Raw genomic sequence first — 22,393 nt, 5'->3', positions numbered from 1 at the left:
GGGTGCAGAGTGGCTCGCCGCCGCTTGTGGCCTTGGCGAGAGGGCGCGTTGCTGCTCCGGTCAGAGGGACAGGAAACCGTCGTACAGACCATAGGCCGCGATCGCTGCACCGACGAGCACGGCAGCGAAGATCAGCTTCTCGGCGCCGCTGAATACCGGCTGTCCCAGTTCGCGCTTGGCCTTGGCGAAGAACAGTGCCCCCGGCGCATAGAGCAGCGCCGACAGCAGTAGGTACTGCATGCCCCCGGCGTAGACCAGCCACACGGCATATAGCGTAGCGACGGCGGCGATCAGCGTGTCCTTGCGCCGTTCACCCGCGGCGTTGGCGTATCCCTCGCCGCGAACCCCGAGCAGCAATGCATAGGCCGCCGACCAGAAGTACGGCACCAGGATCATCGAGGTGGCGAGGTAGAGCAGGCTGAGGTAGGTGGAGGCGTTGAACAGGGTGATGATCAGGAACAGCTGGATCAGCCCGTTGGACAGCCACAGCGCGTTGACCGGAACGTGGCGGGCATTTTCCTTGCGCAGGAAGCTCGGCATGGTGTGGTCACGGGCGGCGGCGAAGAGAATCTCGGCACACAGAAGGGTCCAAGACAACAGGGCACCGGCCAGCGAAACCACCAGGCCGACGCTGATCAGCACTGCGCCCCAGCGACCGACCACCTGCTCCAGCACGCCTGCCATGGAGGGGTTCTTCAGGCCCGCCAGCTCGGCCTGGCTCATGATGCCCATCGACAGGATGTTCACCAGCACCAGCAGCGCGAGCACGCTGTAGAAACCGATGACCGTTGCGCGCCCGACATCGCTGCGGCGTTCGGCGCGGGCCGAGAACACGTTGGCGCCCTCGATGCCGATGAACACCCACACCGTCACCAGCATCATGTTGCGCACCTGCTGCATGACGCTGCCCAGCTCCAGGTTGCCGCGACCCCAGAAGTCGGCGGTGAACACGTCCAGGCGGAAGGCCAGCGCGGTGATCACGATGAACAGGAGCAACGGCACGATCTTGGCGATGGTGGTGACCAGATTGACGAACGCCGCCTCGCGGATACCGCGCAGGACGAGGAAATGCACGCCCCACAGCACCAGCGAGGCGCCGATCACCGCCGGCAGGGTGTTGCCCTCGCCGAACATCGGTACGAAGTAGCCGAGGGTGCTGAACAGCAACACGAAGTAGCTGACGTTGCCGATCCAGGCGCTGATCCAATAGCCCCAGGCGGACGAGAAGCCCATGTAGTCGCCGAAACCGGCCTTGGCATAGGCGTACACGCCGGCGTCGAGTTCCGGCTTGCGGTTGGCCAGGCTCTGGAAGACGAACGCCAGGGTCAGCATGCCCACCGCGGTGATCGCCCAGCCGATCAGGATGGCGCCGGCGCTGGCACTGGCCGCCATGTTCTGCGGCAGGGAGAAGATTCCGCCGCCAATCATCGAACCCATCACCAGCGCCACCAGTGCGCTGAGCTTCAGTTGCTTCGAGGTCGTGGCCATAACCCTGTCTCCTGTGAAGACCGTGCGTAGCGGGACCATTGAATGCCTGCCCGTGCGATGCGGTGATGACAGGCGTCAAGAAAGTATGGATGTAGCGGTGCAAGGATGCTCTGGGCCGGTTGCGCTGCGACGAATGCGGCCAGCCTCGGTGTCAGTTATCGAGCGCTCAGGCGCGACGAGGGGGAAACGGTGTTCAGACCCGGACATGTGGAAATCAGCCGGCTGCCGACCGATGTGCGGCTCGGCTATCGCCTGACTCTTGACTATCACGTCGAAGGCGCTGAGCCGAGACCGGAGTGGGCCTGCTTTCATCTCTGCGTCGAAGCCGGTCAGGTGCATATCGACGAGCGCTTCCGGATGCATCGGGATGTCGCCTGCAACTTCCTGCAACGGGTAAGGCAGTGCCTGCGCGCGCACGGCGTACAGGTCAGGCAGGACATCCTGTTCGGCTTTCATGGCCTGTATGACCCGCTGTATGCGGATCTGCGCGAGCAGCTGCATCTGCAGCCCGGTGAGGCGGTCGATCTCGACCGCTTCCTGCGCGAGGGCTGAGCGGCGTCAGTTGCGGTCGGCGATCACACCGATGAGGAAGAAGATCAGCAGCAGTACCGGCGCCAGGCTGTAGTTGTTCAGGTGCGCCAGGCCTTGGGTCATCCACGGCGTGAGAAAGACGATGGCCAGGCCGTAGCCGACCGCGCAGACAAGCACGAAGATCAGCGTGCGGAAAAAGAAATTCAGACTGCTGACCGCGCCCTTTACCCAGGTATTGATTGCCGGCCCGAACAGCACGAAGAGGGTCGCCATCAGTGCCAGGGAAATATCGGACAGGTGGCTGCGGCTCCAGCGCGACAGCGTGACGATCAGGTCGAGTAGCAAATCCATGCAGGGTCCTTAAGGCAGGAAGCTCTGTAGCAGGTCGTTGAGAAACAGCTGGCCCTTCGGCGTTGCCACCAGGCGTGCCGGATCAGCCGAGAGCAGGCCGCGTGCTTCGGCATCGCGCCGTGGCTTGGCGAGTACATCCAGCGCCAGTCCGGTGCGCTGAGTGAACAGCATGGCCGGTACGCCGTCGGTGAGGCGCAGCACATTCATCAGGAATTCGAAGGGCAGCTCGTCCGCTGTCAGCTGTTTTTCGCCTGCGCGGAAGGCCTTGCCCGGATCCAGATAGTCCTTCGGCAGGCGGGTCTTCCAGCTGCGCAGGATGCGCCCGTCGGCGTGGCTGAGCTTGGCGTGGGCGCCGGCGCCGATGCCGAGGAAGTCGCCGAAGGTCCAGTAGTTCAGGTTGTGCCGCGCCTGTTGCCCGGGCAGGGCGTAGGCCGAGGTCTCGTACTGGCGATAGCCATGCTCGGCGAGCAGCGCCTGGCCGGCTTCCTGAATGTCCCAGAGGATGTCGTCTTCGGGCAGCTGCGGCGGTTGGCTCCAGAACACCGTGTTCGGCTCCAGCGTCAGCTGGTACCAGGACAGGTGCGTCGGTTGCTGGGCGATGGCGATGCGCAGGTCGCTCAACGCATCCTCCAGGCTCTGGTCCGGCAGACCGTGCATGAGGTCGAGGTTGAAATTGTCGAAGCCTGCGGCGCGGGCCATGTCGGCGGCGCGGATCGCTTCGTCGCCATCGTGGATGCGCCCCAGCGCCTTGAGCTTGTCGGCCTGGAAACTCTGCACGCCGATGGACAGCCGGTTGATGCCGAGCTGGCGGTAGTCGCGGAATTTGGCCTGCTCGAACGTTCCCGGATTGGCCTCCAGGGTGATCTCGATATCCTCGGCAAAGCCGACCAGCCGCTCCAGCCCGTCGACGATCGCCGCCAGTGCCTTGGCGGAAAACAGGCTTGGCGTACCGCCGCCGAAGAAGATCGAACTCAGCCGGCGGCCCTGGACGTGCTCGAGATCCGCGCGAAGATCGGCCAGCAGCGCGGCGACATAGGCGTCTTCTGGCAGCTTGGGACCGGCTGCGTGGGAGTTGAAGTCACAGTACGGGCACTTGCGCACGCACCAGGGAATATGGACGTACGCTGCCAGCGGTGGCAGTTCGAAGCGGCCCTGTCCGGATGTAGGCATGGGGCTTGCGGTGATCATATCCCCAGCCGCTGCTTGAGCAGGGCCATGGCGCGTGCACGGTGGCTGAGCTGGTTCTTCTGCGCAGCTGGCAGCTCGGCGCTGGAGCAGTCGCACTCCGGCACCCAGAACAGTGGGTCGTAGCCGAAGCCGTGCTCGCCACGCGGCGCATGCAGGATGCGGCCGTGCCAGAGGCCTTCGCAGATGATTGGCAGCGGATCGTCGGCGTGCCGCACCAGCGCCAGGGCGCAGACGAACTGCGCGCCGCGCTCGGCATCCGGCACGTCGCGCAGCACCTGCAGCAGCTTGGCATTGTTGGCGGCATCGCCCTGGCCATCGGCGTAGCGCGCCGAGTAGATGCCCGGTGCGCCACCCAGAGCGTCGACCGCCAGACCGGAGTCGTCGGCCAGCGCCGGCAGGCCGGAGATCCGTGCCGCATTGCGCGCCTTGAGAATGGCGTTCTCGATGAACGACAGGCCGGTCTCTTCCGGCTCCACGCTGCTGAACTCGGCCACCGAGCGTACGCGCACGGTGTCGCCGAGCATGGCCTGGAGTTCCTTGAGTTTGCCGGCATTGTGGCTGGCCAGCACCAGTTCGGAAAAAGGCATCATCGGTCGGGGAAGAATTCCTGGGTGAACTCGAAGCTGAACGGCTCGGCGCCGGTCGGCTGTACGGTGAGAGCGAAACGCAGGGTTTCCTGCGAGTCGAAGGGGAACTGCGCGAGGTAATAGATCGCCTCGTCGCCTTCCTTGAGTTGCTTGAAGCCCAGCGCGCGATCCTGTCCGAGCAGGTTCTTCACTACACCGCTGACCTGCGCCGCGACCGGCTTGCCGCCCTTGATCACCGAGACGTTGACCACGCCCTGGGTCTTGCTGCGCGTGAGTCCGGCGGCGGCGGCAATGTCCGGCTGCAGGAAGCCCGAATTGAAGGCGCTGTAGTGGATGTCGTATTCGCCGACGCTGTGCTTGCGCTCGGCCAGCGCCGGCAATGTGAGGAGTGCGGCCAACAGGCCGATCAGGACGCGTTTCATATGCTTACCTCCAGCGTTGAACCGCTCAGCGGGACGGCCCGGTGACGCGGTAGATGCCGATTTCACCCAGCAGATTCGGCCATAGTCGACTGGCCCAGCCATGCCTGTGATCGCGGTCGACGGCCAGGCGTTCGAGTACTCTGGCACCGCTTTCCAGACACAGCCTCTCGAAATCTTCGAACGTGCAGAAGTGAATGTTCGGCGTGTTGTACCAAGTGTAGGGGAGGAACTCCGACACCGGCATGCGGCCTTTGCTCGCAAGGTACCAGCGACAACGCCAATGGCCGAAGTTGGGGAAGGTGATGATGCACTGGCGGCCGACGCGCAGCATTTCCTTCAACAGCTGGTCGGGGTAATGCACGGCCTGCAGCGCCTGGGTCATCACCACCATGTCGAAGCTGTCGCTGGCGAAGTTGCCCAGGCCTAGGTCGAGGTTCTGCTCGATGACATTGACGCCCTTGTCGATGCAGGCGGCGATGTTGTCCGGGTCGATTTCCAGGCCATAGCCGCTGACCTGCTTGTGGTCACGCAGCCAGGCCAGCAGCTCGCCGTTGCCGCAGCCGAGGTCGAGAACTCGGCTGCCGGCCGGAATCCACTCTTGGATGATGTCCAGATCGGCGCGCATCTTCGTTCCTTATACGGCTATGCGGTTCATGTAACCGCGGAAGGCTTGCAGGTAGCGGGGGTTGGGGATCAGGAAGGCGTCGTGGCCCTGCGGCGCATCGATCTCCAGGTAGCAGACGTCCTTGCGCGCGGCGAGCAGCGCGTCGACGATTTCCCGCGAGCGTTCCGGCGAGAAGCGCCAGTCGGTGGTGAAGGACATCACACAGAAGCGCGCTTGGGCGACCTCGAAGGTCTTGGCCAGATTGTCATCATTGGCCGCGGCCGGGTCGAAGTAGTCCAGCGCCTTGGTCATCAGCAGGTAAGTGTTGGCGTCGAAACGCCCGGAAAACTCCTCGCCCTGGTAGCGCAGGTAGCTTTCGACCTGGAACTCGACGCTGTTGAAGTCGTAGTTCAGCTTCTCGCTCTTCAGCCCGCGGCCGAACTTGGTGCCCATGGCGTCATCGGACAGGTAGGTGATGTGCCCGACCATGCGCGCCAGCATCAGTCCGCGCTTGGGGATCACGCCCATCTCCTGGAAGTGCCCGCCGTGGAACTCGGGGTCGGAGAGGATCGCCTGGCGCGCGACCTCGTTGAAGGCGATGTTCTGTGCCGACAGCCTGGGCGCCGAGGCGATGGCCAGGCAGTGACGCACCCGCTCGGGGTAGCTGATGGTCCACTGCAGCGCCTGCATGCCACCCAGGCTGCCGCCGACCACCGCAGCCCACTGGGCGATGCCGAGCCGGTCGGCAAGCAGTGCCTGGCTATGCACCCAGTCCTCCACCGTGACCACCGGGAAGTCGGCGCCGTAGGGCTTGCCACTGGCCGGATTGGTGCTGCTGGGACCGGTGGAGCCGTTGCAGCCGCCCAGATTGTTCAGGCTGACGACGAAGTAGCGCTCGGTATCGATGGCCTTGCCCGGACCGATGCACGAGTCCCACCAGCCAGGCTTGCGGTCGTCCACGCTGTGGTAGCCGGCCGCATGGTGGTGGCCGGACAGCGCATGACAGATCAGCACGGCATTGCTGCGCGCGGCGTTCAGCTCGCCGTAGGTTTCGTAGATCAGCTGGTAGTCGGCCAGCGTGCGGCCGCAGGCGAGTGTCAGTGGTTCGGCAAAATGCGCGACCTGCGGACTCACCAGGCCAACGGAATCGGCGGGAATTGCAGTGGGCATCGACCCTGGCTCTTGCTTGAGGAAGGCGGCAAAGTCTAAAGGTAAGCGCGGCGCAATTCATCCTGAAATGCAACAGCGAGCGGGGCTCTCGCCATTTCCTCGCTGGCTGCGACGAAATGGCGACAGCTTTAGCTGATCTGCGCGTTGGTCAGGCTGACGACCTTGCCCTGCCGCCGTAGCGGCGCCGGTCGGCGCAACGCACGGAGCATTTCCGTGGCCTGCGCCAGTTGTTGCTCCAGCTCGCCGCTGTAGCGGGTCAGCAGCTGGCCGCGCTGGCTGTTCTGCTGGCTCTCGCTGGCCAGCGACTTGAGCTTCAGGATGTGGGTTTCCAGCTGTTGCTTGTGTTCGAGCGAGTACTGCAACAGCGGCATCAGGGCCTCGCCAGCCCACTGTTCGGCCTCCTGACGCAAACGCTGGTGCAGACCGATGACTTCCTGGACCAGGGTGGCGAAAAAGCGCCGGGTCAGGGTGCGCTGCTCGGTGAGCAGGGTCTTGAGTTGCAGGCGGAACTGATCGGCCTTGGTTTGCAGGGTACGCAGCTCGCGCTGGTAAGGCTGCAACTGGAACAGAGGCGGGTCGATGCCGTGCAACGGATTTTCTTCGTTGTGTCGACGATAGATGGCCGAGACCATCTTGTTGGCACGTTCGGCCTCCTGCTCGAGGATTCCCAGGTCCTGCTCCACGGAGCGGAAGAAGTGCAGGATCGCCAGGTTGATGCCCAGCGTGGTCAGGCTGCCGGTCAGGCTGCGGCGCAGGCGGGTCAGATGCTCTTCGAGGCGCTCGGCACGTATCGCCGTACGCAACAGGTCCCCCTGACGTTGCAGCAGGCGCTGGTTGGTCTTCAGATCGAGCAGGCGCTTGTGGTGACGATTATGGTCGTGGCGGGTGCGCGCGGTGAGCTCGAGCAGCATCTGCCCGCTGCCCATCTGATGGCTGGCGAGCAGGTCGCGCTGCTCGATGACCTTTTCCAGGCGCAGGCGGAGCGTGTGCTGGCTGTTCTGCAGCAAGGCCAGCACCTGATGCACGACCTGTTCCTCGAGCAGCTGTTCCTTGTGCGTCAGAATTCGCTGGCTGAGCAGGCGTTCCAGCTGCTCCAGCTGGCTGCGCTCGAGCAGCGCCTGGTCGCCGCGGATCTTGGCCATCAGCGCCTGCTTGGCCGACAGCGGCATCACGTCAGCCGGGTCGATGCCCAGCTGCTGTGCGGTGCTCTGGCGGATCTGCTCGATGGCGTTCTGCACGAAGTCTTCGCCGGCGACGTCGTCCCAGAGCACGTCGATCTTGTTCAGCACGGCGAACAGACTGTTCTGCGTGTCTTCGTCGAGCTGACGGATGTGCTGCTGCCAGATCTGCATGTCGCTGGCGGTGACACCGGCGTCAGCCGACAGCAGGAATATGATCGCCTGGGCATTGGGCAGCATCGACAGGGTCAGTTCCGGCTCGCTGCCCAGCGCATTGAGTCCGGGGGTATCGAGAATGCGCAGGCCCTGACGCAGCAGCGGGTGATCGAAGTTGACCATTGCATGGCGCCAGGCCGGCACCCGTACATGATCGCTGCCGTCTGCGCTTTCCAAGGTGGCGGGGTCGAAGCCGAGCTGGATCGCCTGCTCCACCGGCATGGCCTTGGTCAGTGCGACCTGGGCAAAGGCTTCGGCCATATTGTCCGGGTCCTGCGGGTCGAGGGGCAGGTGCAGCCACAATCGCGGGGTCCGCTTGAGTTGGGCGATACTGGCATCTTCCAGGCGCGACTCGATGGGCAGGAGGCGGATATAGGAGCGCTCCGAACGCGGGTCGAAGAACAGCTCGGTGGGGCACATGGTGGTGCGTCCGGCGCGCGAAGGCAGGATGCGTTGGCCGTAGTTGGAAAAGAACAGGCTGTTGATCAGCTCGGTCTTGCCGCGCGAGTACTCGCCGACGAAAGCCAGTGTGATGTGGTCGGTACGCAGGACCCGCAAGGCGCGTTCCAGGCGGGCATCGACCGCTTCGCTGTTGAGGCGGTTGTGTGCCAGCCAGCTGCGGTAGCGGGTGATCTCGCGGATCAGGTCGCGCTTCCAGGCGACGTAGGCATCCACTTGTCGATCGAGTCGTTCCATGCTCATCCAGCTCCTGGACGTATGTCCGGCGATTATCGGGCCCGCCGGCATGACGTCAATTCAGTCGGAGCCTGCTGCGCCGGACGGGCGAGCAGGGTGCACGAACGGTCATCGCAGGGCTCGAAGGCGTGTCGATGTACTCGTTCACATCCCCGCATTCAGCAGGCGAGGCAGGATGGAAACAACCGAGCGAATGGAGTCTACGTGCAGCCAGGCGGCAAGCCGAGGCGCATTTCCGCCCCCGCTGCCGCTTTGACAGCAAAACTTGAACGGCGTCTCAGATGAGCATGCGCAGGATGTTCGGCATGTGGGTCATCGTCGCCAGGTTGTTCACCACCAGCATGTCCAGCAGCTTGATCGCCAGGAAGGCGAAGATCGGCGAAATATCCAGCCCGCCGAGGTTCGGCAGCAGGCGGCGGAATGGCATCAGCACCGGTTCGCAGATCTGACTGACCAGCTGAGCGCCGGGGTTGTGGCTGCCCGGTGCGACCCAGGAGAGGATTACGCTGATGATCAGCGCCCAGAAGAAGATGTTGAGGAACAGACCGGTGATGCCTACCAGCGCCCAGACAAGGAGCAGCAGCGGATTGCCGGTGGTGCCGTAAGCGATCAGCAGGATCAGCGCCATCAGCACCATTTGCACGATGATCGCGAGGACCAGCGAGGACAGGTCCAGCGAGCCCATGCTAGGAATGATTCGGCGCATCGGGCGCAGTAGCGGATGGGTGGCCTTGACGATGAACTGGCTGAGCGGGTTGTAGAAGTCGGCGCGTACCAGCTGAAGGATGAAGCGCAGCAGCACGATCAGCAGATAGAGGCTGCCCAGGGTCTGGATGACGAGAATCAGGGCTTGCGAGAGTTGGGACATGAATGCTCCTTATTGACCCAGTTGTTCGGCCAGCTCGGCCGAGCGCTGTGCGGCCGCGTTCAGCGCCTGCTGCACAAGCTGTTCGAAGCCGCCCGTCTGGAAGGCTTTGATCGCTGCTTCGGTGGTTCCGTTCGGCGAGGTGACGCGACGCCGCAGTTCGGCGGCATCGACATCGCTCTCGCAAGCCATGCGCGCGGCGCCCAGCGCGGTCTGCAGGGTGAGCTGGGCGGCGGTTTCGCGAGGCAGGCCGAGCTGCTGGCCGGCCGCCGTCATCGCCTCGATCAGCAGGAAGAAATAGGCCGGACCACTGCCGGAAACGGCGGTCACCGCATCGATCAGGTGCTCCTCGTCGAGCCACAGCGCCATGCCGACGGCTGACAGCAGCTGTTCGGCCTGCCGCTTCTGCTCGGCGCTGACCTGGGCGTTGGCGAACAGCCCGCTGACGCCCTGGCGCAGCAGCGCGGGGGTGTTGGGCATGCAGCGCACGATCGCCTGCGGTCGCGGGCCGAGCCAGCGCTGCAGGCTGTCGCAGCTGATGCCGGCGGCGATGGACACGATCAGCGGCCCATGTTCGAGGTGGGCGGCCAGGTCGCGGCAGACGGCCTGCATCACCTGCGGCTTGACCGACAGCACCACCACATCGGCGCCAGCCAGTGCTTCGGCATTCTGCGCGAAGGTCTGAATGCCGTGTTCGGCGCTGATCTTCGCGCGCTGTTCGGCGCCGGGGTCGCTGGCGCGGATGGCGTCGGCGGGGAAGCCCTGGGCGCGCAGGCCGCCGATCAGGCTGGCGGCCATGTTGCCGGCGCCGATGAAGGCGATGCGGGGAGTGGTCATAGCAATTCCTTTATTGAGGGCGGCCGTAGTCACGAGCGCCGAAGAGAGCGGTGCCGATGCGAACCCAGGTCGCACCTTCGGCAATGGCCGCTTCGAGATCCTGGCTCATGCCCATGGACAGCGTATCCAGGTCCAGTGCCAGCTCGTCGCGCAACAGCCGCAGGCGGGCGAAGGCAGCGCGCTGCTCGGCAGGGTCCTCAGTGGGTGCCGGGATGCACATCAGGCCGCGCAGACGCAGCTGAGGCATCGCAGCGACGGCCTCGGCCAGCGGCCCTAACTCCTGTGGAGTACAACCCGATTTGCTGGCCTCGCCACTGACATTGACCTGCAGGCAGACGTTCAGCGGCGGCAGCGTGGCGGGGCGCTGGTCGGACAAGCGCTGGGCGATCTTCAAGCGGTCCACCGAATGCACCCAGTCGAAGTGCTCTGCGATGGCTTTGGTCTTGTTCGACTGGATGGGGCCGATGAAATGCCAGATCAATGGCAGGTCGTCCAGTTCGACCTGTTTATCCAGCGCTTCCTGTAGATAGTTCTCGCCGAAATCGCGCAGACCGGCAGCGAACGCCTCGCGAATGGCGGCGGCTGGCTGGGTCTTGCTCACGGCCAGCAGGCCGACCGTGGCAGCGTCGCGATGCACAGCTTGCGCCGCCTCACGGATGCGCGCTGCGACCTTTGCAATATTCTTCTCTATCGTGGACATTACTTGCGCCCGCTGCCTTGGGGTCTGCGCGGCATTCTACCTGCTTGCTTGTAATTGGGGAGTCCCATGGATATCACAGAACTGCTGGCCTTCAGCGCCAAGCAGGGTGCGTCGGATTTGCACCTTTCCGCCGGCCTGCCGCCGATGATCCGCGTCGATGGCGACGTGCGGCGCATCAACCTGCCGGCCATGGACCACAAGCAGGTGCATGCGCTGATCTACGACATCATGAACGACAAGCAGCGCAAGGATTACGAGGAATTCCTCGAAACCGACTTCTCGTTCGAGGTGCCGGGCGTGGCGCGTTTCCGCGTCAACGCGTTCAATCAGAACCGCGGCTCGGGCGCGGTATTCCGGACCATTCCTTCCAAGGTGCTGACCATGGAAGACCTGAACATGGGCGAGGTCTTCCGCAAGATCACCGACGTGCCGCGCGGGTTGGTGCTGGTCACCGGGCCGACCGGTTCGGGTAAGTCGACTACCCTGGCGGCGATGCTCGACTACCTAAACAACACCAAGTACCACCATATCCTTACCATCGAAGACCCCATCGAATTCGTTCACGAATCGAAGAAATGTCTGGTCAACCAGCGCGAGGTACACCGCGATACCCTCGGCTTCTCCGAAGCCCTGCGCTCGGCCCTGCGTGAGGACCCGGACATCATCCTGGTGGGCGAGATGCGCGACCTGGAAACCATCCGCCTGGCGCTGACGGCCGCGGAAACCGGTCACCTGGTGTTCGGCACCCTGCACACCACCTCGGCCGCCAAGACCATCGACCGTGTGGTCGACGTGTTCCCGGCCGAAGAGAAGTCCATGGTCCGCTCGATGCTCTCCGAATCCCTGCAGGCTGTGATCTCGCAGACGCTGCTGAAGAAGGTTGGCGGTGGTCGCGTGGCGGCCCACGAGATCATGATCGGTACGCCGGCGATCCGTAACCTGATCCGCGAGGACAAGGTCGCGCAGATGTACTCGGCGATCCAGACCGGCGGCTCGCTGGGCATGCAGACCCTGGACATGTGCCTCAAGGGGCTGCTGGCCAAGGGCCTGATCAGCCGCGACAGCGCGCGCGAGAAGGCCAAGCAGCCAGAGAATTTCTAGACCGCCTGACAACCCCGGACGCCGCTCGGTGCGGCGCTTGCCACGATTGCGAGTATGACGATGGAATTCGAGAAACTTCTGCGCCTGATGGTGGAAAAGGGCGGCTCCGATCTGTTCATCACGGCGGGCGTGCCGCCGTCGATGAAGGTCAACGGCAAGATCATGCCGGTGAGCAAGACCGCCATGTCACCGGAGATGACCCGCGAAACCGTGCACGGCGTGATGAACGAGCAGCAGCGTCGCGAGTTCACCGAAAATCACGAATGCAACTTCGCCATCAGTGCCCGCGGGATCGGTCGCTTCCGTGTCAGTGCGTTCTATCAGCGAAACCTGGCCGGCATGGTGCTGCGTCGCATCGAGACCAACATTCCGACCATCGAAGAGCTGAAGCTGCCTGACGTTCTCAAGAAGCTGTCGATGACCAAGCGTGGCCTGGTGCTGTTCGTCGGCGCCACCGGCACCGGCAAGTCGACCTCGCTGGCCTCGATGATCGGCTACCGCAACAAGAACTCCAGCGGCCACATCATCTCCATCGAAGACCCGATCGAATTCATCCACCAGCATCAGAACTGCATCGTTACCCAGCGCGAAGTCGGCATCGATACCAGCTCTTTCGAGGTGGCACTGAAGAACACGCTGCGCCAGGCGCCGGACGTGATTCTCATCGGCGAGATTCGTACCCGCGAGACGATGGACTATGCCGTAGCCTTCGCCGAAACCGGACACCTGTGTCTGGCCACGCTGCACGCCAACAACGCCAACCAGGCGCTGGACCGCATCATCAACTTCTTCCCGCCGGATCGGCACAACCAGGTCTGGATGGATCTGTCGCTCAACCTCAAGGCCATCGTCGCCCAGCAGCTGGTGCCGACCCCGGACGGCAAGGGTCGTCGCGCGGTGATCGAGGTGTTGATCAACACCCCGCTGGCCGCGGACCTTATCCGCAAGGGCGAGGTGCATGAACTCAAGTCGCTGATGAAACGCTCCACCGAGCTGGGTATGCAGACCTTCGACCAGGCGCTGTACAACCTCTATGTGCAGGGCGAGATCACCTATGAAGATGCGCTGTTGCACGCCGACTCGGCCAACGACCTGCGGCTGTTGATCAAGCTGGGTTCGGAAACCGACGGCGAGCACCTGACCACTGTTTCGCAGGGGTTGAGTCTGGAGGTCAGCGACGACGATCCGGGTCGGCGCTTCCGTTAATCGACCTTAGCCCGGTTGCCGGCCGATGCGCTTGCCATGCCGGCCGGCCACGCGCTCGGCCTGGCCGTCACGCTGCGCACCGGCGCGTGCGCGGCTCATCAACTCGGGAATCAGCATGCCTTCGGGCAGGTTCTTCCAGAACCGCACCGGCAGGTTGCTTTCCATCACGCTGCGGTTCAGCCGGGCCGGGTTGAAGGTACTTTCGTAATACGTCTTCCAGAGTTCGCCACCGGGATCGGCAGCGTTCTGCGCCAGCTGCTGCCACTGTGGTGGGCAGGGACGGGTGTAGTACAGCTCCTGGCCATCCCAGCAAACACCTTCTTCCGGTGTCGCGATCAGCCAGCTGTTCTCACCCATGCGCTCGGCGAAATGCCCTGCCGCCCATGGCAGCACGTCGTGCGCCGGCTCGAACCAAGCCACATGCCGAGGCCCATCGTCGCTCTCCAGCGGGCTGAAGCGCAGGAAGGCATGCAGATGGTGCGCCTCCCGCCGAACCACCTTGATCCGGCTATGCAGCTCGCTGCCGTCGACATCGCCTGCCATTCTGGCGCTGGCGTCACCTTGGGCAACCCGCCAGAGCACGCGATACAGCAGGCTCCAGCGCTGATCGGTGCGAAAGCGGGCGGCCATCTCCAGTTCTTCGAGCAGCTGGCGGGGGACCCGAATGCGCGGCCCGTCCGTGGCCGCTGACGCGGACATTGGCTCATCGAACAAGCCGGCGTCACCGCCGCTTGCCCAGTTCAATTCATGCGGCGCGATCCGCTCCTGCAGCAGCGCCCGCGCCGCGTCTCGCCAGCCCTGGAAGCTGCCGTCGAAGTGCACCGTGCGCATCACCAGAGCGCCATCTGCGTCGGCGTGCCATCGCGCAGGTGCTGCCGCAATGCCGCCGATTCCTGCCCGGCGAGGCTGGGTCGATAGTCCTGGGTGACGATGAACGGCTTGGCCTTCTCCAGCGAGCAGCGCAGGCGAGTCAGGTCCTCGAAGCGGATGCGCTTGTGTCGCCGCAGGTCCACCAGGCGCTTGGCACTGAGCACGCCGATGCCGGGAACGCGGGCGATCATGGTCGGTTCGGCACGGTTGAGATCAATCGGGAAATGTTCCCGGTTAGCCAACGCCCAGGCCAGCTTCGGGTCCACATCGAGGGCCAGGTTGCCGGGCCCGCTGAGCAATTCGCCGGCCGAGAAGCCGTAGCCGCGCATGAGAAAGTCCGCCTGGTACAGCCGATGCTCGCGCAACAGGGGCGGCGCGGCGAACGGTACGGTCTTCGGACTGTGCGGGATGGGGCTGAACGCCGAGTAGTAGACACGCCGCAAGCGGTAGTCGCCATAGAGGGACTGCGCGGTGTGCAGAATGGTGCGGTCGTCGGTGTCATCGGCGCCGACGATCATCTGCGTGCTCTGCCCGGCAGGCGCGAAGCGCGGCGCGCGCTTCTCCGTGCTCGCCTCGGCCTCGCCCTGGTGAATGGTGTGCATGGCCTGCTTGATGGTCAGCACCTGCTTTTCCGGTGCCAGGCGGATCAGGCTGGTTTCGGTCGGCAGTTCGATGTTAACGCTGAGCCGATCGGCGTAGCGGCCGGCCTCGGCGATCAGCAATGGGTCGGCATCGGGAATCGTCTTCAGGTGGATGTAGCCGCGAAACTCGTGCTCGTCGCGCAGCAGTCTGGCGACGCGCACCAGCTGCTCCATGGTGTAGTCGGCCGAGCGGATGATGCCTGAGCTGAGGAACAGGCCGCTGATGCAGTTGCGCCGGTAGAAATCCAGCGTCAGCTCGACCACCTCCTCCGGCGTGAAGCGCGCGCGCGGTACGTCGCTGGAGCGTCGATTGACGCAATATTGGCAGTCGTACAGGCAGAAGTTGGTCAACAGAATCTTCAACAGCGACACGCACCGACCGTCCGGGGTGAAGCTGTGGCAGATGCCCATGCCGTTGGTGGCGCCAAGCCCGCGCTTACCTTTAGAGGAGCGCTTCGGCGCGCCGCTGCTGGCGCACGAGACGTCGTACTTGGCGGCGTCGGCGAGTACGCTGAGTTTGTCGATCAGCTGCATGATCCGGCTCGTGACACTGTTTGCATATACAGTATCACGACGAATCGAACCGGCAAGAACCATCTGGCGGGCTCTTCGATGGGCTTATCGGATAAGCTGGAGACCACTCATCAATCGCAAATCGAGGTTCGGATGCAGCAGAACACTCACAGCACGCTGATCGGCTATCTCCTATGGATCTTTGGCTTTCTCGGCTCCCATCGCTTCTACTATGGCAAGCCGATCACCGGCACCATCTGGTTCTTCACCCTTGGGCTGTTCTTCATCGGCTGGATCATCGACCTGTTCCTGATCCCGTCGATGGATCGTGAAGCGGATCTGCGCTTTCAGCCGGGGCCTATCGATTACACGGTGGGCTGGATCCTGCTGACCTTCCTAGGGGTCTTCGGCGTGCACCGGATGTATCAGGGCAAGTGGATCACCGGCATCCTCTACCTGTTCACCGGCGGGCTGTTCTTCATCGGCGTGCTCTATGACTTCTGGACGCTGAACACGCAGATATCGGAGCGTAATCGCGCGCGGGTCTGACGCCCCGAGAAGCTACGGGCCGGGCCGGGGCGAGCGAGCCGCCGCCCCGGCCACCTGCGTTCAGGCCTGGTAGCTGATGTGGCCGTCGACGAGGGTGTAGCGCACCGAGCCCGGCAGGCAGTGGCCCATGAATGGGCAGTTGCGACCTTTCGAGTACCAGCTTTCGCCGACCAGGGTCGAGCTGTGCGGATCGAACAACACCAGGTCGGCGGCCTGACCGGCCTGCAGCGTGCCGGTTGACAGCTGCAGCGCGGCGGCGGGGCCGCTGGTGAGGCGCGCGAGCAGGGTCGGCAGGTCGAGCAGGCCGTCGTCCACCAGCGTCATCGCCAGCGGCAGGAGTATCTCCGCACTACTGATGCCTGCTTCGGTCTCGCCGAACGGTGCCAGTTTGGCATCGGCTTCGTGCGGTTGATGGTGGCTCGAAATCGCCGAGATCACGCCCGCCCTGACCGCCTCGCGCAGGTCATCGCGATCCGCCGTGCTGCGCAGCGGCGGCTGCACGTGGTACAGGCTGGAGAAGCCGTGCAACGCTTCGTCGGTGAGTATCAGCTGATACATTGCCACGTCGGCCGTGACCGGCAACCCGCGGGCCTGGGCCTGGGCGATCATCTCCGCGCCACGCGCGCTGGTCAGCTGGGTGAAGTGCGCGCGCACGCCGGAGCGCTCCACCAATAGCAGGTTGCGCGCCAGCGCCACGGTTTCCGCGGTCTCTGGAATGCCGGAGAGGCCGAGGAAACTCGCGGCCGCGCCCTCATGGGCGAGGCCGCCTTCGGCGAGGTCGCTGTCCTGGGAATGGAGGATCACCGTCAGATCGAAGGTGGCGGCGTACTCCAGGGCGCGGCGCAGGTTGCGGTTGCTGGCGAATTCGGTGAGGCCGTTGCCGAAGGCGACGCAGCCGGCTTCACGCAGTGCGACCAGTTCGGACAGCTGTTCCCCGGCCAGGCCGCGGGTCAGCGCGCCGATGGGAAAGACCTTGGCGTGCCCCGATTCGCGGGCGCGGTCGAGGATCAGTTCGGCCACCGCCGCGGTATCCAGTATTGGGCGTGTCTGCGGCGGGCAACACAGGCTGGTGATTCCGCCAGCTGCGGCGGCCAGGGTCTCGCTGGCGATGCTGCCCTTGCGGCTGTAGCCGGGTTCGCGCAATGCCACGGACAGATCGACCAGTCCCGGAGCGGCAATCAGCCCCAGCGCATCGATGCTGCGCTGGGCCCCGAAGCCGGCTGGCGCCTGGCCGATGGCCGTGATCCTGCCGTCCTGCAGGAAGATATCGGCGACTTCGTCGCGCCCGCTGCTGGGGTCGATAACGCGCGCGCCGAGGATTCTTGTTGCCACCATCACTGCTGCTCCTCGGAAACGGACTCGGAATCGATCTGACGCTGCGCGGTCTGGCCGCTCATCGCCATGGACAGCACGGCCATGCGGATGGCGATGCCGTAGGTAACCTGATTGAGAATGACCGACTGCGCCCCATCGGCCACCGCGGACTCGATCTCCACGCCGCGGTTGATCGGCCCTGGATGCATGACGATGGCATCCGGCTTGGCCAGTTCAAGACGTTGAGTGTTCAGGCCGTAGAGTTTGTAGAACTCGCCTTCGCTGGGCAGTAGGCCGCCCTGCATGCGCTCGCGCTGCAGGCGCAGCATGATCACCACGTCGACATCGCGCATCCCTTCGTTCATATCGGTGAATACGCGTACGCCGTATTGCTCGATGCCCTCGGGTAGCAGGGTTTTCGGCGCGATCACGCGGATGTCGGGGCAGCCCAGGGTGCGCAGGGCCAGCATGTTCGAGCGGGCCACCCGCGAATGCAGGATGTCGCCGACGATGGCCACCGAGAGGTTCTCGAAACCGCCCTTGTGTCGACGAATGGTGAGCATGTCGAGCATGCCCTGGGTCGGGTGGGCATGGCGCCCATCGCCGCCATTGATCACCGCCACCTCGGGGCAGACATGTTCGGCGATGAAATGCGCCGCCCCGGAGTCGGCATGGCGCACCACGAACATGTCCGCTGCCATGGCTTCGAGATTGCGCAGGGTATCGGTCAGGGTCTCGCCCTTGCTGGTCGAGGAGGTGGAGACGTTGAGCGTGATGACGTCCGCCGAGAGTCGCTGTGCCGCCAGTTCGAACGTGGTGCGGGTACGCGTGGAATTCTCGAAGAACACGTTGCAGACGGTCTTGCCGCGCAGCAGCGGGACCTTTTTCACCGCCCGTGCGCCGACCTCGAGGAAGGAGTCGGCGGTGTCCAGGATCTCGGTGAGCAGCTCGCGGGGCAGGCCGTCGAGGGAGAGAAAGTGGCGCAGCTGGCCTTGGTCGTTCAGCTGTAGCGGGCGCTTGGCGTCAGTGGGCGTCATCGCAGGTCTCGGTGGGCGGCGGGTGATGGACGATGGGTTCGGGGTTCGGCAGGCTCGCTCAGGACGGGTGGGTTTCCAGCAGCTGCGGTTCCAGTGCCAGCGGCGCTGGCCCGAGCAGCTTGATGCGCTGTTCCGGTGCCAGCGACAGGGTGGCACCGACCACGTCGGGGCGGATCGGCAGTTCGCGGGCGTTGAGGTCGAGCAGGCAGACGAGCGTCACGCTGGCCGGCCGTCCGTAGTCGAACAGCTCGTTCAGTGCGGCGCGGATGGTGCGGCCGGTCATCAGTACGTCATCGACCACCACCAGATGCTGGCCTTCGATCTCGAACGGCAGCTCGGAGGGCTGTACCTGCGGGTGTAGGCCTTTCTGGGTGAAGTCGTCGCGATAGAAGGACACGTCGAGGATGCCGAGCGGTTCGTGCTGCCCGCGGGCTTCGAGCAGCGCCTGGGCGACCCAGACGCCGCCGGTACGAATGCCGATGAAGCGCGGCTCCTGAATGTTGCGTGCGCTCAGATGCTGCGCCAATGCGGCGACCATCTCGGGTAGAAGCTGTTCGGGGTTGGGCAGGATCATGGGGTCTCCTTCAGGGACGGCTCAGACGGCGGCTTGATCGTTCAGCCAGCCTTCCAGCAGTAGTGCGGCGGCCAGGGCGTCGACCGGGCGTTCACGATAGCCGCCGTGCTGGCCCTGACGCAGGCGCTCGCCCTTGGCTTCGAATGTGGTCAGGCGTTCGTCGTGGGTGTGCACCGGCAGGCTGAAGCGACCGCTGAGGCGTCGGGCGAACTTCTCCGCCCGAGCACTCATGTCGCTGGGACTGCCGTCCATGTTCAGTGGCAGGCCGACCACCAGTGCGTCGGGCTGCCATTCGCGTAGCAGTGCTTCGATCTGCTGCCAGTCCGGCACACCGTTCTGTGCCTTGAGTACGCAGAGCTCGCGCGCCTGCCCGGTGATGGCCTGGCCAACAGCCACGCCGATCTGCTTGGTGCCGTAGTCGAACCCGAGCAGGAGTCGCGGGGCGCTCATGCGTGGCCGACCTGGGTGCTGAGCAGGCGCAGATCGACCCCAAGGGACGCAGCGGCTGCGTTCAGGCGCTGATCGTAAGGCAGGTCGAACAGAATCTCCGGATCGGCGGCACAGCTCAGCCAGGTATTGTCTGCCAGCTCCGCTTCCAGCTGACCGGCCTCCCACCCTGCATAACCCAGGGCGACGAAGTGGCGCTGAGGTCCCTGGCCGTCGGCGATCGCGAAAAGCACGTCCTGTGATGTCGACATGCCAAGCGGGCCGAGCGAAAGGGTGGCCTGGAACTGCTGCTCCGGCGAATGCAGGACGAAGCCGCGATCGGTCTGTACCGGGCCGCCAGAAAAGATCGGCAGGTTTTCACACAGGGGGGGAATCGGCTCGTCCGGGCGTAGCTGTTCGAGTACGTCGGCCAGGCTCAGTCCGCTTGGACGGTTGATGATCAGGCCCATGGCGCCTTCTGCGCCGTGCTCGATCAGGTAGATCAGCGTCTGGGCGAAGTTCGGATCGGCCATCTGTGGCATGGCGATCAGGAAGTGGTGCTTGAGGTAGCTGGGCGCGGTGCTTTTCATGCGCGTTAGCTTAAGCGTTGCACCGCATTCCGGCTACAGCTTCGATGGTTGCCAAGCGTGGCGATTCGCCCCTTTTGCAGGGCTGCGGCAAGCTCCGAACGGGACGCACCAGTGCTTGACGAGGCCTCCGGCGGGACGGGCGGCTCAGCGGCTAGAAAGCCTGTCGCCCCGTTCGAAGCGCCAGGTGCGGATGATCTCGACCTGGTCGAATTTCTGCGCCAGTTCGCCGGTGAATGGCGCAAAGGGTGCTGCCAAGCGAACAATGCGCAGTGCTGCGTCGTCGAGCACCGGTTGACCGGACGATTCGATCACCCGCAATTCCTGAACGGTGCCGTCCCGGTTGATGGTCACCAGCATGCGCAGGCTGCCATATATCTGCTGGCGACGCGCCTCGTCCGGATAGTTGAGATTGCCGATGCGTTCGACCTTCTTGCGCCATTCGTCGCGGTACCAGGCGCTGATGTCGCGCATGGTGGCCGCACTGTTCTGCCGGCTGACGCGGGGTCGCTTGGCGTAGCGCTCCACATCCTGCGCCAGCTCTGCTTCGAGGCTGGCGATCTCGGCGCTCAGTTGCGAGCTGTCGAATGCCGGCGCCGGCTGGGCCTTGGGTTGTGGCTGGGTTTGCTGTTTGACCTCGGCTTTTTCCGGCTGGCGACTGCGAGTGGTTACCACGGTCTTGGCCGGCGCCGGGCTAGTGCTCTGCGGTGGCGCCGCTGGCGGCGTTACCTTGCGCACTTCGGTGTCCTGGAAAGGGGCCTGTTCGGTGGTCTTCGGCGAAGCCTTGTGTTCCAGCGTGCCGCTGCCCAGCTGATTATCCTGGGCGAGGAAGTCGGCATCCTTCGGCTTCTCTTCGCTCTTGAATGTCGACAGCGTGATCTCGAGCGTCTTGCTGATCTGCTTCGGCTCCGACAGCGTGAATCCAAGGCCGAGGATCAATGCCAGGTGCAAGGCTGCAGCGAGAAACAGCGTGAAGCCGAGCCTGTCCGCCGGACGGACGCGGGTGGTTTCAGGCGCAGGTTGGCGAATAGCAGCGTTCATCGCAGGTCAGGTCGGCTCGAAGTGCCGCGCAGTCTGCCGGCTTTGAGCTTGGAGTCGCAAGCGCCAAGCTCAAAGCTGTTAGCTGGTTCAAGCTTGCAGCTTGCTCGCGATGGCATCCATCAGGCGCTCGCCGATGCGGGTGTCGAAGGCGTTGTCGATTTCCCGGATACAGGTCGGGCTGGTGATGTTGATTTCGGTGAGGTAATCGCCGATGACATCCAGGCCGACAAACAACAGGCCGCGCTCGCGCAGCTGTGGCCCGACGATCGCTGCGATTTCGCGATCGCGATCCGACAGCGGCTGCGCCACGCCGCGTCCGCCGGCGGCCAGATTGCCGCGGGTCTCGCCGGCGGCCGGGATCCGAGCGAGGCAGTACGGCACCGGCTCGCCGTCGATCATCAGGATGCGCTTGTCGCCGTCCTTGATCGCCGGGATATAGCGCTGAGCCATGATCTGCCGGCCGCCATGCTCGGTCAGCACTTCGAGGATCACCGACAGGTTCGGATCGCCTTCACGATGGCGGAAGATCGAGGCGCCGCCCATCTCGTCAAGGGGTTTGAGAATGATGTCACGGTGCTCCCGAGCGAACTCGCGGAGAATGTCGGCGCGCCGGCTGACCAGGGTCGGTGGCGTGCACTGTGGAAACTGCGTGGCGAAGAACTTCTCGTTGCAGTCGCGCAGGCTCTGCGGGCGGTTGACCACCAGCGTTCCGGCTTTCTCTGCCAGCTCCAGCAGATAGGTGGCGTAGACGTACTCGCTATTGAACGGCGGGTCCTTGCGCATGAGGATGACGTCGAGCTCGCCTAGCGCCGAGTCGAACTCATCGCCTGTTTCGAACCATTTCTGTGGGTCGTTGAACACTCGGAGCGGACACATGCGCGCGCGCGCCTGGTCGCCGAGCTGGTAAAGGTCTCGTTGTTCCATGTAGAACAGCGTCCAGCCTCGCGCCTGGGCAGCAAGCAGCATGGCGAGCGAGCTGTCCTTTTTGAAGGCGATCTGCGCGATAGGGTCCATGATGATCCCGACGCGAACGGTCATGAGGTTTCTCCGGCATGGGGCAGCATCGCGCTGCTGGTGGCTCGATTGGTCGCTGCAGATTGGCCGTGGTTGTGCACTCGGTCAAGGAAAATTGGCATGCTTTTGCGGCTGATAGCATGGCCAGAAGGAGTGTGCTAAAAAGGTCCGGCGATTGGGTGCAGCCCATCGATGACAGGGCCTCCAGCGCACTGACATAACGATAAACTACGACTCACCGAGGCGATGGTAGGGCGAAATGGAACAGCACTCCGAGGGCTTGAAGGTCATGGTGATCGACGATTCGAAGACGATTCGTCGCACCGCTGAAACCCTGCTGAAGAAAGTAGGTTGCGATGTCATCACCGCTGTTGACGGTTTCGATGCGCTCGCCAAGATTGCAGATACTCATCCTCGTATCATCTTCGTCGATATTATGATGCCCAGGCTGGACGGTTATCAGACCTGTGCACTGATCAAGAACAACAGTTCCTTCAAGTCGACGCCGGTGATCATGCTGTCTTCCAAAGATGGCCTCTTCGACAAGGCGAAAGGGCGTATCGTCGGGTCCGATCAATACCTCACCAAGCCGTTCAGCAAAGAAGAGCTGCTAGGCGCAATCAAGGCGCACGTCCCTGATTTCGCGCCGGTGGAACAAGCATCCTGAAGTTCGGCATTGTTTGCCGC

Annotated in this window: 25 protein-coding genes; 5 read left to right on the top strand and 20 right to left on the bottom strand. The window is 64.0% G+C overall.

Annotation, left to right across the window (positions count from 1 at the left end; all coding sequences use genetic code 11):
• Positions 1-60: 60 nt before the first annotated feature.
• A complete protein-coding gene (gene arcD / locus OUY36_RS20545; RefSeq protein WP_267935798.1) occupies positions 61-1,488 on the bottom strand; it encodes an arginine-ornithine antiporter in 1,428 nt (475 codons plus the stop codon).
• A gap of 207 nt (positions 1,489-1,695) precedes the next feature.
• Here arcD and OUY36_RS20540 point away from each other — a divergent pair, with 207 nt between their 5' ends.
• Positions 1,696-2,040 carry a DUF5064 family protein gene (locus OUY36_RS20540; protein WP_267938226.1) on the top strand — a complete coding sequence of 115 codons (345 nt, stop codon included), beginning with the start codon at positions 1,696-1,698 and terminating at the stop codon, positions 2,038-2,040.
• Positions 2,041-2,046: 6 nt separating this feature from the next.
• On the opposite strand, the gene OUY36_RS20535 is transcribed toward OUY36_RS20540, so the two are convergent.
• The 10 genes from OUY36_RS20535 to OUY36_RS20490 all read right to left on the bottom strand — a co-directional run bounded on the left by OUY36_RS20535 (position 2,047) and on the right by OUY36_RS20490 (position 10,833).
• Positions 2,047-2,370, bottom strand: a complete 324-nt coding sequence (locus OUY36_RS20535) for a DUF3392 domain-containing protein (RefSeq protein ID WP_003303164.1) — start codon at positions 2,368-2,370, stop codon at positions 2,047-2,049.
• Positions 2,371-2,379: 9 nt separating this feature from the next.
• A complete protein-coding gene (hemW, locus tag OUY36_RS20530) occupies positions 2,380-3,558 on the bottom strand; it encodes a radical SAM family heme chaperone HemW (protein ID WP_267935797.1) in 1,179 nt (392 codons plus the stop codon).
• Positions 3,555-4,148, bottom strand: a complete 594-nt coding sequence (gene rdgB / locus OUY36_RS20525; protein ID WP_063540681.1) for an RdgB/HAM1 family non-canonical purine NTP pyrophosphatase — start codon at positions 4,146-4,148, stop codon at positions 3,555-3,557. Before rdgB ends, hemW begins: the two co-directional genes overlap by 4 nt.
• On the bottom strand, positions 4,145-4,567 hold the full coding sequence (locus OUY36_RS20520) for a DUF4426 domain-containing protein (RefSeq protein WP_102838907.1): 423 nt from the start codon (positions 4,565-4,567) through the stop codon (positions 4,145-4,147). Before OUY36_RS20520 ends, rdgB begins: the two co-directional genes overlap by 4 nt.
• 25 nt (positions 4,568-4,592) lie before the next feature.
• Positions 4,593-5,192, bottom strand: a complete 600-nt coding sequence (gene metW / locus OUY36_RS20515) for a methionine biosynthesis protein MetW (protein WP_017245442.1) — start codon at positions 5,190-5,192, stop codon at positions 4,593-4,595.
• A 9-nt stretch (positions 5,193-5,201) separates the two neighbouring features.
• Complete coding sequence (metX, locus tag OUY36_RS20510) at positions 5,202-6,341, bottom strand: homoserine O-succinyltransferase MetX (RefSeq protein WP_267935795.1); 1,140 nt, start codon at positions 6,339-6,341, stop codon at positions 5,202-5,204.
• Between the two features lie 128 nt (positions 6,342-6,469).
• A complete protein-coding gene (locus tag OUY36_RS20505; protein WP_267935794.1) occupies positions 6,470-8,437 on the bottom strand; it encodes a dynamin-like GTPase family protein in 1,968 nt (655 codons plus the stop codon).
• A gap of 271 nt (positions 8,438-8,708) precedes the next feature.
• Complete coding sequence (locus tag OUY36_RS20500; protein WP_017245439.1) at positions 8,709-9,299, bottom strand: YggT family protein; 591 nt, start codon at positions 9,297-9,299, stop codon at positions 8,709-8,711.
• A gap of 9 nt (positions 9,300-9,308) precedes the next feature.
• Entirely contained in the window at positions 9,309-10,133 is an 825-nt protein-coding gene (gene proC / locus OUY36_RS20495) for a pyrroline-5-carboxylate reductase (protein WP_267935793.1), read from the bottom strand.
• 10 nt (positions 10,134-10,143) lie between these two features.
• Positions 10,144-10,833 carry a YggS family pyridoxal phosphate-dependent enzyme gene (locus tag OUY36_RS20490; RefSeq protein ID WP_267935792.1) on the bottom strand — a complete coding sequence of 230 codons (690 nt, stop codon included), beginning with the start codon at positions 10,831-10,833 and terminating at the stop codon, positions 10,144-10,146.
• A gap of 66 nt (positions 10,834-10,899) precedes the next feature.
• Here OUY36_RS20490 and pilT point away from each other — a divergent pair, with 66 nt between their 5' ends.
• The gene (gene pilT, locus OUY36_RS20485) at positions 10,900-11,934 is read left to right on the top strand and encodes a type IV pilus twitching motility protein PilT (protein WP_017245436.1); all 1,035 of its coding nucleotides are present in this window, start codon (positions 10,900-10,902) and stop codon (positions 11,932-11,934) included.
• Positions 11,935-11,994: 60 nt separating this feature from the next.
• Positions 11,995-13,140 carry a PilT/PilU family type 4a pilus ATPase gene (locus tag OUY36_RS20480; RefSeq protein ID WP_026006585.1) on the top strand — a complete coding sequence of 382 codons (1,146 nt, stop codon included), beginning with the start codon at positions 11,995-11,997 and terminating at the stop codon, positions 13,138-13,140.
• A 6-nt stretch (positions 13,141-13,146) separates the two neighbouring features.
• Here the strand turns inward: OUY36_RS20480 and OUY36_RS20475 are convergent, their stop codons facing one another.
• Together OUY36_RS20475 and OUY36_RS20470 are read right to left on the bottom strand one after the other, a co-directional pair.
• Entirely contained in the window at positions 13,147-13,971 is an 825-nt protein-coding gene (locus OUY36_RS20475; protein ID WP_152481926.1) for a TIGR03915 family putative DNA repair protein, read from the bottom strand.
• Positions 13,971-15,185 carry a putative DNA modification/repair radical SAM protein gene (locus OUY36_RS20470; RefSeq protein ID WP_063540689.1) on the bottom strand — a complete coding sequence of 405 codons (1,215 nt, stop codon included), beginning with the start codon at positions 15,183-15,185 and terminating at the stop codon, positions 13,971-13,973. The genes OUY36_RS20475 and OUY36_RS20470 overlap by 1 nt, the downstream gene beginning before the upstream one ends.
• A gap of 132 nt (positions 15,186-15,317) precedes the next feature.
• Here OUY36_RS20470 and OUY36_RS20465 point away from each other — a divergent pair, with 132 nt between their 5' ends.
• Entirely contained in the window at positions 15,318-15,713 is a 396-nt protein-coding gene (locus OUY36_RS20465; RefSeq protein WP_017245432.1) for an NINE protein, read from the top strand.
• A gap of 60 nt (positions 15,714-15,773) precedes the next feature.
• Here the strand turns inward: OUY36_RS20465 and OUY36_RS20460 are convergent, their stop codons facing one another.
• The 7 genes from OUY36_RS20460 to gshB form a co-directional block, all read right to left on the bottom strand.
• Positions 15,774-17,048, bottom strand: a complete 1,275-nt coding sequence (locus tag OUY36_RS20460; protein ID WP_267935791.1) for a dihydroorotase — start codon at positions 17,046-17,048, stop codon at positions 15,774-15,776.
• Positions 17,048-18,064, bottom strand: coding sequence for an aspartate carbamoyltransferase catalytic subunit (locus OUY36_RS20455; protein WP_017245430.1), 1,017 nt, complete (start codon positions 18,062-18,064; stop codon positions 17,048-17,050). The genes OUY36_RS20460 and OUY36_RS20455 overlap by 1 nt, the downstream gene beginning before the upstream one ends.
• Before the next feature lie 58 nt (positions 18,065-18,122).
• A complete protein-coding gene (gene pyrR / locus OUY36_RS20450) occupies positions 18,123-18,638 on the bottom strand; it encodes a bifunctional pyr operon transcriptional regulator/uracil phosphoribosyltransferase PyrR (protein WP_267935790.1) in 516 nt (171 codons plus the stop codon).
• Positions 18,639-18,659: 21 nt separating this feature from the next.
• Positions 18,660-19,088, bottom strand: a complete 429-nt coding sequence (gene ruvX, locus OUY36_RS20445; protein WP_253749294.1) for a Holliday junction resolvase RuvX — start codon at positions 19,086-19,088, stop codon at positions 18,660-18,662.
• Positions 19,085-19,654, bottom strand: coding sequence for a YqgE/AlgH family protein (locus OUY36_RS20440; RefSeq protein WP_152481924.1), 570 nt, complete (start codon positions 19,652-19,654; stop codon positions 19,085-19,087). The genes ruvX and OUY36_RS20440 overlap by 4 nt, the downstream gene beginning before the upstream one ends.
• Before the next feature lie 144 nt (positions 19,655-19,798).
• Positions 19,799-20,692 carry an energy transducer TonB gene (locus OUY36_RS20435; RefSeq protein ID WP_017245426.1) on the bottom strand — a complete coding sequence of 298 codons (894 nt, stop codon included), beginning with the start codon at positions 20,690-20,692 and terminating at the stop codon, positions 19,799-19,801.
• An 87-nt stretch (positions 20,693-20,779) separates the two neighbouring features.
• Entirely contained in the window at positions 20,780-21,730 is a 951-nt protein-coding gene (gshB, locus tag OUY36_RS20430; protein ID WP_017245425.1) for a glutathione synthase, read from the bottom strand.
• Between the two features lie 235 nt (positions 21,731-21,965).
• On the opposite strand from gshB, the gene pilG reads away from it, so the two are divergent.
• Complete coding sequence (gene pilG / locus OUY36_RS20425) at positions 21,966-22,373, top strand: twitching motility response regulator PilG (RefSeq protein WP_003282729.1); 408 nt, start codon at positions 21,966-21,968, stop codon at positions 22,371-22,373.
• Positions 22,374-22,393 lie beyond the last annotated feature (20 nt).

Origin of the sequence: Stutzerimonas sp. R40042 (assembly GCF_026642215.1) — a bacterium.
Lineage (GTDB): Bacteria > Pseudomonadota > Gammaproteobacteria > Pseudomonadales > Pseudomonadaceae > Stutzerimonas > Stutzerimonas frequens.
This window is presented reverse-complemented; position numbering and strand designations above follow the sequence as displayed.

Coding starts and splice junctions, on each gene's coding strand:
- gshB (WP_017245425.1), bottom strand. CDS start 21,730: ATGACCGTTCGCGTCGGGATCATCATGGACCCTATCGCGCAGATCGCC.
- arcD (WP_267935798.1), bottom strand. CDS start 1,488: ATGGCCACGACCTCGAAGCAACTGAAGCTCAGCGCACTGGTGGCGCTG.
- OUY36_RS20520 (WP_102838907.1), bottom strand. CDS start 4,567: ATGAAACGCGTCCTGATCGGCCTGTTGGCCGCACTCCTCACATTGCCG.
- ruvX (WP_253749294.1), bottom strand. CDS start 19,088: ATGAGCGCCCCGCGACTCCTGCTCGGGTTCGACTACGGCACCAAGCAG.
- proC (WP_267935793.1), bottom strand. CDS start 10,133: ATGACCACTCCCCGCATCGCCTTCATCGGCGCCGGCAACATGGCCGCC.
- OUY36_RS20435 (WP_017245426.1), bottom strand. CDS start 20,692: ATGAACGCTGCTATTCGCCAACCTGCGCCTGAAACCACCCGCGTCCGT.
- OUY36_RS20470 (WP_063540689.1), bottom strand. CDS start 15,185: ATGCAGCTGATCGACAAACTCAGCGTACTCGCCGACGCCGCCAAGTAC.
- OUY36_RS20490 (WP_267935792.1), bottom strand. CDS start 10,833: ATGTCCACGATAGAGAAGAATATTGCAAAGGTCGCAGCGCGCATCCGT.
- OUY36_RS20535 (WP_003303164.1), bottom strand. CDS start 2,370: ATGGATTTGCTACTCGACCTGATCGTCACGCTGTCGCGCTGGAGCCGC.
- OUY36_RS20480 (WP_026006585.1), top strand. CDS start 11,995: ATGGAATTCGAGAAACTTCTGCGCCTGATGGTGGAAAAGGGCGGCTCC.
- OUY36_RS20440 (WP_152481924.1), bottom strand. CDS start 19,654: ATGAAAAGCACCGCGCCCAGCTACCTCAAGCACCACTTCCTGATCGCC.
- hemW (WP_267935797.1), bottom strand. CDS start 3,558: ATGATCACCGCAAGCCCCATGCCTACATCCGGACAGGGCCGCTTCGAA.
- OUY36_RS20455 (WP_017245430.1), bottom strand. CDS start 18,064: ATGACGCCCACTGACGCCAAGCGCCCGCTACAGCTGAACGACCAAGGC.
- rdgB (WP_063540681.1), bottom strand. CDS start 4,148: ATGATGCCTTTTTCCGAACTGGTGCTGGCCAGCCACAATGCCGGCAAA.
- OUY36_RS20475 (WP_152481926.1), bottom strand. CDS start 13,971: ATGCGCACGGTGCACTTCGACGGCAGCTTCCAGGGCTGGCGAGACGCG.
- metW (WP_017245442.1), bottom strand. CDS start 5,192: ATGCGCGCCGATCTGGACATCATCCAAGAGTGGATTCCGGCCGGCAGC.
- OUY36_RS20505 (WP_267935794.1), bottom strand. CDS start 8,437: ATGAGCATGGAACGACTCGATCGACAAGTGGATGCCTACGTCGCCTGG.
- OUY36_RS20465 (WP_017245432.1), top strand. CDS start 15,318: ATGCAGCAGAACACTCACAGCACGCTGATCGGCTATCTCCTATGGATC.
- pyrR (WP_267935790.1), bottom strand. CDS start 18,638: ATGATCCTGCCCAACCCCGAACAGCTTCTACCCGAGATGGTCGCCGCA.
- pilG (WP_003282729.1), top strand. CDS start 21,966: ATGGAACAGCACTCCGAGGGCTTGAAGGTCATGGTGATCGACGATTCG.
- OUY36_RS20460 (WP_267935791.1), bottom strand. CDS start 17,048: ATGGTGGCAACAAGAATCCTCGGCGCGCGCGTTATCGACCCCAGCAGC.
- metX (WP_267935795.1), bottom strand. CDS start 6,341: ATGCCCACTGCAATTCCCGCCGATTCCGTTGGCCTGGTGAGTCCGCAG.
- pilT (WP_017245436.1), top strand. CDS start 10,900: ATGGATATCACAGAACTGCTGGCCTTCAGCGCCAAGCAGGGTGCGTCG.
- OUY36_RS20500 (WP_017245439.1), bottom strand. CDS start 9,299: ATGTCCCAACTCTCGCAAGCCCTGATTCTCGTCATCCAGACCCTGGGC.